13 protein-coding genes are annotated in these 13,883 nt (G+C 64.9%); 5 read left to right on the top strand and 8 right to left on the bottom strand.

Annotated features, from left to right (window positions below):
- Window positions 1-10: 10 nt before the first annotated feature.
- From E8L03_RS13470 to E8L03_RS13445, 6 genes are read right to left on the bottom strand one after another with little or no spacing between them, the layout of a single operon-like run.
- Window positions 11-790 carry a prephenate dehydrogenase/arogenate dehydrogenase family protein gene (locus E8L03_RS13470; protein WP_235896525.1) on the bottom strand — a complete coding sequence of 260 codons (780 nt, stop codon included), beginning with the start codon at window positions 788-790 and terminating at the stop codon, window positions 11-13.
- Entirely contained in the window at window positions 790-2,157 is a 1,368-nt protein-coding gene (aroA, locus tag E8L03_RS13465) for a 3-phosphoshikimate 1-carboxyvinyltransferase (RefSeq protein ID WP_171267631.1), read from the bottom strand. Before aroA ends, E8L03_RS13470 begins: the two co-directional genes overlap by 1 nt.
- A complete protein-coding gene (gene pheA / locus E8L03_RS13460; RefSeq protein ID WP_171267630.1) occupies window positions 2,154-3,338 on the bottom strand; it encodes a prephenate dehydratase in 1,185 nt (394 codons plus the stop codon). Before pheA ends, aroA begins: the two co-directional genes overlap by 4 nt.
- Window positions 3,339-3,340: 2 nt before the next feature.
- Window positions 3,341-4,315 carry a 3-dehydroquinate synthase II family protein gene (locus tag E8L03_RS13455; RefSeq protein WP_171267629.1) on the bottom strand — a complete coding sequence of 325 codons (975 nt, stop codon included), beginning with the start codon at window positions 4,313-4,315 and terminating at the stop codon, window positions 3,341-3,343.
- A complete protein-coding gene (locus tag E8L03_RS13450) occupies window positions 4,312-5,118 on the bottom strand; it encodes a 2-amino-3,7-dideoxy-D-threo-hept-6-ulosonate synthase (RefSeq protein WP_144234348.1) in 807 nt (268 codons plus the stop codon). The genes E8L03_RS13455 and E8L03_RS13450 overlap by 4 nt, the downstream gene beginning before the upstream one ends.
- A 10-nt stretch (window positions 5,119-5,128) precedes the next feature.
- Window positions 5,129-5,935 (bottom strand): 2-amino-3,7-dideoxy-D-threo-hept-6-ulosonate synthase, encoded by an 807-nt coding sequence (locus E8L03_RS13445; RefSeq protein ID WP_144234349.1) that lies wholly within the window; start codon window positions 5,933-5,935, stop codon window positions 5,129-5,131.
- A 607-nt stretch (window positions 5,936-6,542) separates the two neighbouring features.
- Between E8L03_RS13445 and E8L03_RS13440 the strand changes: the two genes are divergently transcribed.
- Window positions 6,543-7,874 carry an ammonium transporter gene (locus tag E8L03_RS13440; protein WP_235896534.1) on the top strand — a complete coding sequence of 444 codons (1,332 nt, stop codon included), beginning with the start codon at window positions 6,543-6,545 and terminating at the stop codon, window positions 7,872-7,874.
- Between the two features lie 27 nt (window positions 7,875-7,901).
- On the top strand, window positions 7,902-8,234 hold the full coding sequence (locus tag E8L03_RS13435) for a P-II family nitrogen regulator (protein ID WP_144234351.1): 333 nt from the start codon (window positions 7,902-7,904) through the stop codon (window positions 8,232-8,234).
- 96 nt (window positions 8,235-8,330) lie between these two features.
- Here E8L03_RS13435 and E8L03_RS13430 read toward each other — a convergent pair whose 3' ends face one another.
- Window positions 8,331-8,549: a hypothetical protein gene (locus E8L03_RS13430; protein ID WP_144234352.1), complete on the bottom strand. Its 219-nt coding sequence runs from the start codon at window positions 8,547-8,549 to the stop codon at window positions 8,331-8,333.
- 87 nt (window positions 8,550-8,636) lie between these two features.
- Window positions 8,637-9,305 carry a class I SAM-dependent methyltransferase gene (locus E8L03_RS13425; protein WP_144234353.1) on the bottom strand — a complete coding sequence of 223 codons (669 nt, stop codon included), beginning with the start codon at window positions 9,303-9,305 and terminating at the stop codon, window positions 8,637-8,639.
- Between the two features lie 270 nt (window positions 9,306-9,575).
- On the opposite strand from E8L03_RS13425, the gene E8L03_RS13420 reads away from it, so the two are divergent.
- The 3 genes from E8L03_RS13420 to E8L03_RS13410 are packed head-to-tail and all read left to right on the top strand — an operon-like array spanning window position 9,576 to window position 13,845.
- The gene (locus E8L03_RS13420) at window positions 9,576-10,778 is read left to right on the top strand and encodes an ammonium transporter (protein WP_144234354.1); all 1,203 of its coding nucleotides are present in this window, start codon (window positions 9,576-9,578) and stop codon (window positions 10,776-10,778) included.
- Window positions 10,779-10,797: 19 nt separating this feature from the next.
- Window positions 10,798-11,136, top strand: a complete 339-nt coding sequence (locus tag E8L03_RS13415) for a P-II family nitrogen regulator (RefSeq protein ID WP_144234355.1) — start codon at window positions 10,798-10,800, stop codon at window positions 11,134-11,136.
- 9 nt (window positions 11,137-11,145) lie between these two features.
- Window positions 11,146-13,845 (top strand): [protein-PII] uridylyltransferase family protein, encoded by a 2,700-nt coding sequence (locus tag E8L03_RS13410; RefSeq protein ID WP_171267628.1) that lies wholly within the window; start codon window positions 11,146-11,148, stop codon window positions 13,843-13,845.
- The last annotated feature ends 38 nt before the right edge of the window (window positions 13,846-13,883 follow it).

Raw genomic sequence — 13,883 nt, 5'->3', positions numbered from 1 at the left:
GAAAAACAGATCAGATCACGTTTTCCCGCCACCACCACTGGGCGCGTTCGACGAGCAGGTCCAGATCGCCGCCGGCGGCCACGTGGAGGAAGTTGCGGTAACGACGCACCGCGTCCTGGCTGAACGGGTTCGCCTCAAAAATAGTCTCGAACAGCGATGCGTCGTGGGTCACCATCTTGTGCGCGGCGTCGAGCCGGCGGCCCAGGGAGGGCGTGATGTAGGGGGTGAGCTCCGGATCGGCCATGGCTGCAAGGTACGCAATGGTTGTGACGAAGTTGAGACCCTGGACCATGGCCATGGCCTGGTCGTGCTTCTCCGCCGTGGTGCGGAAGGTGTCGAAGCCCAGGGCGCGCATCCACGCTTCCACGCGGGCGCAGGCCGCCTCGTCATCCACACGGCCAGACGGGATCATGGCCACGCGGGCGTCCTTGGGCGGCTTGGAGCCGAACAGGGGGTGCGTGGCCACCACCGGTCCGGCGTGGGCGCGGAGCATGGCCTTGAGCGGTTTGACCTTCACGGACACGATGTCCGCGAGCACGGTTCCGGGATCGAGCAGCGGCGCGATCTCTTCGAGCACGGTCTCTATGGCGCCTAGGGGCACGCAGAGCAGCACGAGGTCGGCCCCGGGCACGGCCTCCAGAGCGGGGCCGGCCAGGGGCTTGTCGAGCTCGTGCACAGTTGCGCCCAGGGCGCGGGCGCGCTTGGCGAAAAGCGCACCCATCTGTCCTGCGGCTCCCACCACCACAATGCTGCGAAAGGCGGGGTCCGCGCTGGTAAATGAGGGTTCCACTAGACGCCACCCCCGTTTCGGAGCTTGTCCCACTCGTCCCAGAAACCGGGGAAGGACTTGTTCACCACGGTGGGGTCGTCGAAGCGCACGGGCAGGCCCACGCGCTCGAACAGCGACAGGCTCATGGCGATGCGGTGGTCGCCGTGGGAGGAGAAGTCCACTCCTTCCTGCTTGAGCTGCTGGGAGATGGGCTTGGGCGTGATCATGATGCCGTCGTCCAGCAGCATGACCGATGCGCCGACCTTGCTGATCTCCTTGGCGCAGGCTGCCAGACGGTCGCTTTCCTTGATGCGCAGGTGGGGCACGCCGGTGATCCTGGTGGGGCCGTCGGCCATGGCGGCGAGCACGGCCACGGTGGGCACGATGTCCGGCGACTCGGACATATTCCGCTCGATGCCGTTCAGGTGCCTGGGTTCCACGGTTACGGCGTCGCGCTCCCAGGTGATCTCCGCGCCCATATCCTGCAGGATGTCGATGATTGCGGAGTCGCCCTGCAGGGACTCCATGACCAGGCCGCGGACGCGCACCAGGGCCGGGCCCACGGCGCCGGCGGCCAGGAAGTACGAGGCGTTGGACCAGTCGCCCTCCACCACGTACTTGCGCGCGCGGTAGGTGGCCGGCTCCATGCGGAAGCGGACCTTGCCGGGCACGGCGGCGCGCACCAGCCTCCAGTCGTCCACAGCCTGCCAGCCGCTGCCGGGGTTGACCTCCACCACAAAGGGGATGCCGAACTCTTCGAGCATCTGCAGGGTGAGGGAGACATAGGGCCAGGATACGGTCTTCTCGCCGGCCAGGGAGATGGTCAGCGGACCGTCGGCCAGGGGCGCGGCCAGGAGCAGGCCGGAGAGGTACTGGCTGGACTCCGAGATATCCACGGACACCTCGCGGCCGCGGAGGCCCTCGGTGGTGAGCACAAAGGGCGGGCAGCCGTGCGTGCCCTCATACTTGAAGCGCACGCCGAGGGTCTCCAGGGACTGCGCCAGCGCGCCGATGGGGCGCTCGTGCATGCGGCCCTTGCCGTGCACGCGGAAGGAGCCCTGTCCGGCGGCGAGGATGGCGGTGATCAGCCGGCAGGTGGTGCCGGACTCGGCCACGTCGATCTCGGTGGGGGTGTCCTCGTCCGGCGAGCCGTCCGGGCCCTCGGGCTGGCCCAGCACGGCAAAGGCGCCGGGCTCCAGGGCCGTGAGCGGCGCAATGGAGGAGCCGGACTCGCGCAAAGCGTCGGCGGTGCGGATGAGGTCATCGGAGTCGAGCACGTTGAAGAGGTGCGACTCGCCGTCCGCCAGTGCCGCGGCCATCATGGCGCGGTGGGACATGGACTTGGAGGCCGGCGCGGTGACCGTGGCCGGGTGGGTATGCTGGCTCATGCTGCGCTCTCCTTATCGGCGGTCTGGCCGGAAACGTCGAGGTACGGGCCGCTGGGGTAGCTGCCGAGAATGCGCAGGGAGTGACAGGCGTTCTCCAGGTCGCGCAGGGTTTCGGCGTACTCGTCCTGCTCCAGGTCGCACTCCACATCCACGAAGAAGACGTACTTCCACGTTTCGCCGCGCATGGGCCGCGATTCGAGCTTTTTCATATTGATGCCGTTGCGGGCGATGGTCCCGAGGACACTGACCAGGGAGCCTGGCTTGTCCGGCACGGTAAAGAGCATGGAGGTTTTGTCCCGCGCGGCCTTGGACAGGGAGGCGTCGGACGGCGTTCCGGCGATGAGCACGAAGCGCGTCCAGTTGTCGCCCAGGTCCTCGATGCCGGAGGCCAGGACGTCCAGACCCAGCATGGAGGCCAGTCCGCCATGGCCGATGGCCGCGGCGCCTTCCTCGTTGGTCTCGGCTACGCGGGTGGCCGCGGCGGCCGTGGACTCCATGGGCACCACGTGGGCTTGCGGCAGCATGGAGCGCAGCCAGCCGGAGCACTGGGCCAGGGGCTGGGGATGCGAGTAGACCGTGCGCACCGAGGAGAGCGGGCCGGAATGGCCCAGCAGGCTGTGGCTGATGCGGCAGAAGATCTCGGACTGGATGTAGACCTTCTGCTGGAGGAAGTGGTCCAGGCTCTGGCCCACGGTGCCCTGCAGGGAGTTCTCCAGCGGGATGATGCCCAGCTCGGCGCGGCCGGAGGCCACGGCCCTGAACACATTGGGGATGTCCGACTCGGGCAGGAAGTCCACGGCGCGTCCAAGAAACTGGACGCCGGCAAAGTAGGAGAAGGTGCCTTCCGGTCCAAGATACGAGACACGCTGGGGCCGCTGCAACGCCCGCGAGCTGGAGAAGATCTCGCGGTAGATGGAGCGCAGGTGCGTCTCCGGCAGAGGGCCGGGGTTGGCAGCTGCCAGATTGGCCAGAACCTCTTTTTCGCGGAACGGCTTGAACACGAGGTCGTGCGATCCGGCCTTGATGCGTCCCACCTCCAGGGAAAGGGCGGCACGCCTGTTGAGAATATCCAGGAGATCCTTGTCCAGCGCGTCTATGGACTCGCGCAGACCGGTCATCCGTTCCGTGGACGCATCGTCCGCCGAGGGGGTTTCGGGTTCGAAATTGTACTGGGCGGCCATGGTCACGCTTCCTTGATATCCTCGCGGATGCGCATGCCGAAATGCCGGCCGGCCGCGTCCGCCTTGACGAGCACCTGATCCCCCTCCTTCAGGGTGACCACGCTCACGGGTTCTCCCGCCGCAGTGACGAGGCGGATGGTCTCCGCGTTCTGCAGAAAAATGGCTCCCTCGGTGCCGTCCTCCAGACGCGCGCGAATGAGCAGCATGGGGCGCACTTCCACCTTGGCCCTGCCAACGGTGGCAAGGGAGGTCGAGCCGTCGGCCGAGACGATAAGCACCTCGCGACCGGCCGTGACCTCCTCCAGATAGGCAGTCTTGTCGCCGGGCATGAGCGCGTAGGCGTGCACGGCGCCGGCGTTGATGCGGAAAGGCCGCGCCGCCACATAGGGGTTGGACTCGGTTTCCGCGTGCACCAGGAAGGTGAAAGCCGAGGAGTTGCCCACGAGCATGCCCTGGCCGCGCTTGAGCACGGAGAGGGTGTCCACGCAGACGCGATGGCCCAGTCCGGCGGACTCCACGGCGGTAATAGTGGCGGATTGCAGTTGGGCCATGCCCTGAGCCAGCTTGACCTGCGAGACGATGTCCTTGAGCTCGGCCGCGGCTTCCGGCAGCACCACGAGGAAGTCCACCCCGTGCTCCAGAATGCCGGCCGCGAGCAGGGCCTGGTCCAGGGAGGCAACCTCCACGCCCAGGCCTTTGGACTGCGCCAGAATGTTCTCCACCGGGATGATCTCCCAGCCGGTGGAAAGAACGACCTTCTGGCCGTCGCGCAGGCACCCAACGGCGCGTTCCTCGTCGTCCTTGGCGTTCAGGCACACGTCGGTCAGCTCCTCGGGCGAGATCACATTGGTGCGTCCCAATGCTGCCACGTCCTTTTTCTTGGTCTTGTCGACGATGATGCCGTCCACGCCGGACTCCAGCGCCAGGGTCACCAGCTCTTTGTCAAAGGGCACGGCCTTGAACCATATCTCTTTCATCGGTCGGCTCCTCTGAGGATTTCCATCCCCTCGTCCACGGTGCGTCCGTCGTGCACAATGCCGGCCAGGGCGCGGCACAGGGCGGCGGGGTTCTCGTGTTGGAAGATGTTGCGGCCCACGGAAAGGCCGGAGCCGCCGGCGGCTATGGAGTCGTGCACGATGGTCAAGAGGTCGCGGTCGGAGTCGAGCTTGGGGCCGCCGGCGATGACCACGGGCACGCAGCAGGATTCCACCACCTTGGCGAAGGAGTCGGGGTCGCCGGTGTAGACGACCTTGATGATGTCCGCGCCGAGCTCCTGGCCCACGCGGGCGCAGTGCGCCACCACGTCCGGGGCGAAGCCGTCTTTGATCTTGGGGCCGCGGCCGTAGACCATGGCCAGGAGGGGCATGCCCCAGTCCGCGGCTTCCTCGGCCGCCTCGCCCACTTCCTTGAGCATGTGCCGCTCGGTCTCGTCGCCCAGGTTGATGTGCACGCTGATGGCGTCGGCGCCCTGCTTCAGGGCTTCGCGCACGCTGGAGACCAGGGTCTTGGCGTTGGGGTAGGGGGAGACGTCCGTGGAGGCGGAGAGGTGCAGGATCAGGCCGATGTCCTTGCCGCTGGTGCGGTGGCCGCAACGGACCAGGCCCTTGTGCATGAGCACGGCGTTGGCGCCGCCCTCGGCTACGCTGTTCACGGTTTCCCGAAGGTCCACGAGACCGTGGACTGGTCCGATGGAAATGCCGTGGTCCAGAGGAACGATGATGGTCCGCTTGGTGTCGCGATTGAAGATGCGCTCGCGGCGGATTGCTTTACCGATACGCATGGCGGGCTCCCTAGCTTCCTTCCGGTTCGAGAAGTTCCATGGCCTGCTCCACATCCCAATCCTCGTGGACCACGCCGTTGAGGGCCTGGCACAGGAGGGTCGGGTTCTCGTGCTGGAACACGTTGCGGCCCACGGAGAGACCGGCACCGCCAGCCTGGATGGAGTCGTGGACCATCTGGATGAGGTCGCGGGTGGACTCCAGCTTTTCGCCGCCGGCGATGACCACGGGCACGCAGCATGCCTCCACCACAGTATGGAAGGACTCGATGTCGCCGGTGTAGGCGACCTTGACGATGTCCGCGCCGAGCTCCACGGCCACGCGGGCGCAGTGGCGCACAAGCTTGGGATCGTACTCGTTCTCCACCTTCTTGCCGCGGGCGTACATCATGGCGAGCACAGGCATGCCCCATCCTGCGGCGGTGGAGCAGATGCGGCCCAGGTCTTCGAGCATTTTGGGCTCGGTCTCATCACCCAGGTTCACATGCAGGGAAACGGCGTCGGCGCCCAGCCGGATGGCGTCTTCAACAGTGCCGACCAGGGTCTTGGCGTTGGGGAAAGGAGAAATGTTGGTGGAAGCGGAGAGGTGGACGATGAGCCCGATGTCGCGGCCGTAGCCGCGGTGGGTGCATCGCGGCAACCCCTTGTGCATGAGTACGGCGTTTGCGCCGCCGTCGGCGACCTTGTTGACGGTGCCTTTGAAGTCGACGAGGCCGTGGACAGGTCCGACAGATACGCCGTGATCCATGGGGACGATGATGGTCCTGCCGGTGTTCCGGTTGAAGATGCGTTCCTGGCGCACCCCTTTTCCGAGAAGCATGGTCTTACTCCTTGCCTTTGCGTGCCCCGGGGAGGGCCGGCGGTGAAAAAAAAGGGCCGCCGGCTTTACTGCCCGCGGCCCTGGTTCGATTCACCTTGAGAAGACTCTTAGCTCGTACCCTTCCGACCGCGGACAGTCCAGCGCCAAAAATAAAAAAAGAAAAAGTAGGAAGCCAGCGGTTTGTGGGTATTCATAGGCGACGTACTACCCGCGGCAAGACTGGAAGTCAACAAAAAAGGCAGAAAAGATGTGCGGGGGTTGCGCCAGAAGATACTGAAAGTGTCAGTAGCCATTTTTTACAACTTTGTGTAAAATACCCCGGAAACGATGTTTCAAATTTGTACAAAATAAGGCAGGAAGCGGACCGCTTTTTGTGGAGCGCCTCGATGGCTGTCAGTAATAGTTTGTAGTTTCAGATGGTTGTATGTTTTGGACTGGTATTTGCTGTAGTGGTCCGGTCACGAGATGGGGATTCCGGTAGTCAACCCGGTGTCCCAAGCGCCGGGGTTCAACTTACTATTTTAATGCTGCTGCCGGCCAATCAAAATCAAGGAGGTCTTGTATGGTTTCTCGGATTACGGTTCACAAAAGCCGTCTCGTACTGGGGATGGCTGTCTTGGGTGTCCTTATGGCGCCCGGGCTCGCTTTGGCGCAGGATGCTCCGGAAATGTTGCTCCAGAGCAACGCGAACATCCTTTGGACGCTCATCGCTGGCGTGCTGGTCATGTTCATGCAGGCCGGTTTCGCCTGTGTCGAGTGCGGCTTCACCCGCGCGAAAAACGCCGGCAACATTCTGATGAAGAACTATCTGGACTTCGGCGCCGGCGCCATCGCCTTCTTCCTGCTGGGCTTCGGCATCATGTTCGGCACCGACGTCAGCGGCGTCTTCGGCAGCTCCGGCTTCGCCCTGGGCGGCGCCAACGGCGCAACTCCGGACGGCCAGTGGACGCTGACCTTCTGGTTCTTCCAGTCCGTGTTCGCCGCGACTTCCGCAACCATCGTTTCCGGCGCCGTGGCCGAGCGCACCAAGTTCGGTTCGTACATCGTCATATCCATCATCACCACGGCTCTCATCTACCCCGTCTCGGGACACTGGTGCTGGGGCAGCCTGTGGCTGGGCGATGCCGGCGCCGGCTGGCTGGAAGGCTTCGGCTTCATCGACTTTGCCGGCTCCACCGTCGTTCACTCCGTTGGCGGCTGGGTCGGTCTGGCCGGCGCGCTGGTCCTTGGACCGCGTATCGGCAAGTATGCCTCTGACGGCACGGCCCGCGCCATTCCGGGGCACAACATTCCGCTGGCTTCCCTCGGCGTCTTCATCCTCTGGTTCGGCTGGTTCGGGTTCAACCCCGGCTCCACCACCACTGCTGACGGCACCATCGGCTACATCGCCGTGAACACCTCCCTGGCCGCCGCCGCCGGTATGCTCGGCGCCATGATCACGGTCTGGCTGAAGCACGGCAAGCCTGATCCGTCCATGACGATGAACGGCGTGCTCGCTGGCCTGGTCGCCATCACAGCCGGCTGTTACGAGCTCTCGCCTGTCGGCTCCATCGTCATCGGCGCTGTCGCCGGTATGGTCTGCGTGTTCTCCGTCGAGTTCATCGACAAGGTCCTCAAGATCGACGACCCGGTCGGTGCGGTTTCCGTGCACGGCGTGTGCGGCGCTCTGGGTACGCTGGGCGCCGGCCTGCTGGCCGCCCCTGGCTACGGCGACGCTGTCGGCCTGTTCTATGGCGGTTCCATCGACGTGTTCTTCGTCCAGGCGCTGGGCGTTGCGGTGGTCTTTGTCTGGGCCTTCGGTGTGGGCTTCATCGCCTTCTCCGTCGTCAAGGCGGTCATGGGCCTGCGCGCCAGCAAGGAAGATGAGATCAAGGGTCTGGACCTCTCCGAGCACGGCACGGAGGGCTACAACGGCTTCCAGATCTTCACCGTCGAGTAACCCGAACGTCATGCACAGGAGGAATATATGAAGCTCGTCATCGCATATATCAGGCCCGAGAGCCTGACAGACGTCAAGCAGGCGCTGTACGCCAAGCAGTTCTACGGCATGTCCGTTACCAATATCCTCGGTTCCGGCCGCCAGAAAGGCTTCACCGAGACCTATCGCGGCGTTGTCATGGAAGTGAACCTGCTCAAGAAGGTACGCCTGGAGCTCGCTGTCTCCGAGGCCAAGGTCGACGATGCGGTTCAGGCCATCATGGGCGCCGCCAAGACCGGCCGTGAAGGCGACGGCGTTATCCTGGTCCAGGATGTGGAGCAGTCCTACCGCGTCCGCACCGGCGAGGAAAACCTGAGCTAACCCAGCCTCATTCCACAACAACAAAAGGCCGTCTGTATTGCGCAGGCGGCCTTTTTCTTTGGTTCATGGACCGGTTCGTGTCCTGAAGCAGAGCCGCTACTCGGCGTCCTCCTGCTTCCTGAACTCGGTCGACATGGCCGTGCGCACGGTGCGCAGCTGGCTCACGGCGTTTTCCGGCCCGGACTGGGGCATGCCGCTCATCAGCATCACGCCGGCCATGGCGTAGACGGCCTCGGTCAGCTCCTTGAGCTGGTGCCGAATCTTTCTCAACTCGTCGGTCGCGGGATCGACAGTGTTCTTCTCGTCAGCAGACATCGCTGTCTCCTTGGGGAATAGGTTCCAAGTTTCCCATCACTTGTACAAAAGCGCGCAGGATTGGGCAACAGAATCGCGACAATATTGTTACACCTCAAGCACGGCGGCCACGAGCAGATCCTCCAGAATGAGGGGCCGTTGCCCGGCGCAGTCCGGGCCGAGAAAGTCCAGCATCGCTTGCACCAGCTCTTCGGATTGCGGCATGTCGAAGTACTCAAACTGGTAGTCGCAGAGCTCCTGGAAGTCCGCGAACTCCCAATGCGCGGTAAAGGCCCGCTCCAGAACGACTCGCATCCCGGCGGCGGCCAGAGCCTCGCTGTCGTCCAGGGCGCGGCGGCCTCGCTCCAGTCGCCAGCCTTCGTCTTCGAAAATATGGGAGAGCAGCTGCACCGTGCCGTGCGGATGGGGCTCCACGGCGATGATCGCGCCGCCATGCCGGGTCACCCGCGCCGCCTCTGCTAAAGCTTTCGCAGATTCCGCGTGGTGCAGCGACAGGGTGAAGAGCACGGTATCGAAGGCATTGTCGGCAAAAGGCAGGTGCTCGGCCGCGGCCGCCGCGACGCATGCGCCCTCGATGCGCCCGGCGATGGCCGCCTGGTCCGCGCAGGGCTCCACGCCAGCCAGCAGGGATGGCTCCGGCGCAAGCTGTCCGGTAATGCGGCCGTCGCCGCAACCGATCTCCAGCACGCGGACGCCGCGGATGGGGACAAGGGCCTCGATGGTAGCGCGTGTGATTCCTGCAATGTCTTTGTTCATGGTATCTAATAACTATCCCAGGCCGCCGGTAAAGGCCATGAGGAGAGGGCGTTAGACAAACATGTCAAAAATGCAATGTTCAAGGCTGGGCGTGTCCGGGAAAAAGGAACATGGGTGAAACCGTTACGCTCCCATAAGAAAATGTAACAATCAGCACGGTGATACATTAACTATTTAACCATATTATGAATAACATTTCAAAAATGTAGACAACTGACATACAAAATTGTACCACCACCGGAAACTTAAACCCAAGGGAGGGAGCACGCGATGAATGCAGCCGACAATGCCTTCATCCTGGTGAGCGCGGCCCTCGTCATGTTCATGACGCCAGGCCTTGCCTTGTTCTACGCCGGACTCGTTCGCAGCAAGAACGTCCTCGGAACCATCATGCAGTCTTTCATCATGCTCGGCCTGGTCTCCGTGATCTGGGCCGTGGTGGGCTACTCGCTCGCCTTTGGCACGGACATCGGCGGCGTCATCGGAGGGTTGAACTTCTCCTTCCTCAACGGCGTCGGCATGGACGTGGTCAACTCACCGGCAAGCAATCTGCCCCACATGACCTTCATGATCTTCCAGTGCATGTTCGCGGTTATCACGCCCGCGCTCATCACCGGCGCCTTTGCCGAGCGTATGAAGTTCGGCGCGTTCATGGTCTTCGCCATCCTCTGGGTCATTCTGGTATACTGCCCCATGGCGCACTGGGTCTGGGGCGGCGGCTGGATGGGCGAGATGGGCGCGCTCGACTTTGCCGGCGGCGCCGTGGTGCACATGAGCTCCGGTGCGGCGGCCCTTGCCGCGGCTCTGTGCCTTGGACCGCGGAAAGGCTACGGCAAGGAGCCCATCATTCCCCACAACCTGCCCATGACCGTCACCGGCGCGGCTATCCTCTGGTTCGGCTGGTTCGGCTTCAACGCGGGTAGCGCTCTGGCCGCCGACGGTCTGGCCGCCAGCGCCTTCGTGGCCACGCACATGGCTGCGGCAGCCGCGGCCCTGAGCTGGATCGTGGTGGAGTGGATGCACCATGGCAAGCCCACCACCCTGGGCGCCGCATCCGGCGTGCTGGCCGGCCTGGTGGCCATCACCCCGGCCGCCGGCTTCGTAGGCCCCATGAGCGCTATCATCATCGGCCTGGCCGCGGGCGTCATCTGCTACCTGGGCGTTCTGCTCAAGTCCAAATTGGGGTATGACGATTCCCTGGACGTGGTCGGCATCCACGGCATCGGCGGAACCTGGGGCGCCTTCGCCACCGGTCTGTTCGCCTCCGTGGGGGCCGAGGGCCTGTTCTTCGGCAACCCTGCCCAGCTCTGGATTCAGGTCGTGTCCATTGTGGCCACCTGGCTCTTCTGCTTCATCATGAGCTACGCGCTCTTCAAGATCGTGGATGCGATCATCGGCCTGCGCGTCGACCCCGAGTCCGAGGAATCCGGCCTTGACGTGAGCGAGCACAGCGAGACAGGATACCAGCTGTAAGCCAAGGAGCGATTACGCCATGAAAAAGATTGAGATCATCACGAGGCCGCACAAGCTCGACGAGGTGAAGGACGCGCTGACCAAGCTGGGCATCAAGGGCCTTTCGGTCAGCGAGATCAAGGGATTCGGCCGCCAGCGCGGCCACAAGGAGGTCTACCGCGGTGCCGAGTACCAGGTGGACTTCGTTCCCAAGGTGCGCATCGAGGTCGTTGTTGAGGACGATCTGGTGCGCGGCGTGCTGGAAGAAGTACAGAAGGTGGCGCGCACGGGCAAGGTCGGCGACGGCAAGATCTTTGTCTCGCCCATCGAAGAGGTGGTGCGCATCCGCACCGGCGAGACGGGCGAGTCCGCCATCTAGCAACCATCCATGACCATGGATGCGAGCCACGCCCTGGAGGCGGTGCGCCGGGAAGCCGCAGACGAACCGGGGCAAGCGGGAACCCCCTGGCTGGCGGCGGCTCGCGCCATGGATCTCTATCTTGCGCTGCGTCTTGGCGAGGCGGTCTCAGAACCGTCCGCCAAGGCGCAGCGTTCTGTTTCCGGCGGGGACGATTCCACAGAGAAGTCCAATTTTCTGGACGTTGAAGGGCCTCCGGCGCACGTGGCGGTGGTCGCCCTGGGCGGCTACGGTCGCAAAGAGCTCTGCCCGCACTCGGACGTGGACATCCTGCTGCTTGTGGATGACGAGCTCTACCGCGAGGCCGAAGAGGTGGAGCGCATCGCCGGCTACATTCTGCTGCCGCTGTGGGACGCCGGGTTCGATGTCGGCCACGGCGTGCGCACCGTGCGGCAGTGCGTGGATCTCGCACAGGAGGACCTGCCCGCGGCCATGGCCCACATGGATGCGCGGTTTATCGCCGGCGGCAGGGCGCTTTTCGACAGATTGAAGAAGGAGCTCGGCGCGGACATGGCGCGCCGCCGCGGCGGTCTGGCCGCCGCCTTGCGGGAAGCCGCGGCCATTCGTGCGGACGAGTACGGCGATGTGGCGGCGCTGCTGGAGCCGGAGCTCAAGCACGGCCGGGGCGGACTGCGCGACCTCCAGACCATGGTTTGGCTCGATTCGCTGCATGCCTGGGCCAATGGCGACTCGGTCGGAGCCGCCGTCGCGGGCACTGTCGCGGTCTCGCTGTTCAGCGACGCCGACCTGGCCGAGCTGGACGAGGCGCGAAAGGCATTGCTCCGGGCGCGCTGCGCCGTGCAGCGCCGCACCCGCGGCAAGCGCAACCGGATCATTCTGGAGGAAGCGCCCGACTATGCACGAAGCTGCGGCATCGAAACCGAAGACCAGGCCGTGGCCGGGGAAGAATTCATCCACATGGTCCATGCGGCGGCGTACGTGGTTCGGGCCGGCTGGGCGCAGTTCTGGCGCGCCTGGGATGGTGATCCACTGCCTGCGCTGCCGTCGTGCGATTCGGCCTGGGACATGCTGTCCGAGGTGGTGCGCAGCGGCGTACCCCTGGGGCTGGCGGGCCGCCGGGCAGTCCGGCGCGCGCTGGCCGCCATGCAGCCTAAAAACGCCCAGCTCTGGGATGCGGCCGAGCGGATTCCGCGCATGCTGCTGGAAAAGCACGGCCTGCTCTTTGCCCAGGAGTGTCTGGAAACCGGCTTCCTTACGGCGGTTTATCCGGAGTTCGGGTGCATGCAGAACCTCGTGCAGTACGACGGTTTTCATGTGCACACACAGGGACGCCACGCCCTGGAGACGGTGCGGACCATGCGCGATCTGCTGCGGGTCGAGGCTGATGATGAGCCTCCGGTTGAGGGCGCTTCCGGCCGGTGGCTGGCGGAGCTGTCGGCCAGGGCGCTGGAGATGTGCAGCGCCGAGGAGCTGGTCTCCGCCTCGTTGTTCCACGACGTGGGCAAGCCGCAGGCCGACCACGAGGCTGCCGGGGAACACATCGTGGCCAGGGTGCTGACGCGCCAGGGTGCGCCCTACGGCGAGATCGAACGCGTGGGCTTTCTGGTGGCCAACCATCTGCTGCTCTCGCTCACGGCGCTCAAGGAGGACCTCTCCGAAGAGTCGGTCATCGCCAAGGTCGCCGGCATCGTGGAGAGCCGCGAACGGCTCGCCGCTCTGACCCTGCTGACCATTGCCGACGCCCGGGCCACGGGCCCCACCGCCTGGAACGCCTGGCTGGCGCGCCTTTTGTGCGAGCTGGTGGAAAAGGTGGACCACATGCTGGCCGTAGGGCCGCTGGCAGCGCCGCATGCCGCCCAGGCACTGATGAACGCGCGCGACAGGGTCCGCCGGCAGGCGCGGGGCCGCTTCGAAGCGGCGGAGGTGGAGCGCTGGCTGGACAAACTGCCGCCGCGATATCTGCTCACGCGGGATGCGTCCGAGATCGTTACGCACATGGAGGAGATCGGCAGGCTCATAGCCGACCAGGAGGAAGACATCCGGCGCAAGCCCTCCGGACGCGGCGGCCTGGGCGTGAACCGCATCCTGACGCGAGCCATGGGCGCCGGGCTCTACGAGGTGACATTGTTTGCGCGGGACGCGCCCGGCCTCTTCGCCACGTTCACCGGAGCCATGGCCCTGCAGCAGCTCAGCCTGCACGCCGCAGACGTCTTCACCCTGGGAGACGGCACGGCCGTGGACATCTTCACCGTGGGGGGCCTGCCGGACGCGCTGTACCCCGAAGAGGTCTTCAAGCGTTTGTCCATGCACATCCGTGAAGCCTCGGCCGGCCGGCTTGACCTGGCCTACCGCATAGCGGAGCGCCGGGCCTCGCCCCTGGCTCCGGCCGAGCCGTCGCACATTGCGTGCTCGGCCAGGCCGCGGCGCGATCTGTCCGCAGTGTACACGGTCATCGAGGCCACGGCGCCGGCGCGGTACGGCGTGGTCTACGATATGGCCTGCGCCCTGCGCGACGCCGGGCTGGACGTATGCCAAGCCAAGATAGCCCTGCGCGGGCCGGAGCTGACCGTGACGTTCCAGGTGCGGGAGCAGGCCGGCGGGCTGCTCGGCGATGACCGGGCCGAGGCCGCGGCAGCAGCGGTGTGCGAGGCGTCCGGCGATGGGGAGGAGGACGAGGAGTCGGCCGCGAAAAGCGGCGGAACGTCCTGAGCCTCCACGAACCTGCCGCAGCAACGCACATGCCGGGA

This window comes from Oceanidesulfovibrio marinus (assembly GCF_013085545.1).
Taxonomy (GTDB): domain Bacteria; phylum Desulfobacterota; class Desulfovibrionia; order Desulfovibrionales; family Desulfovibrionaceae; genus Oceanidesulfovibrio; species Oceanidesulfovibrio marinus.
Note: the sequence above shows the minus strand (reverse complement) of the source record. Positions and strands in the feature narration are given on the sequence as shown.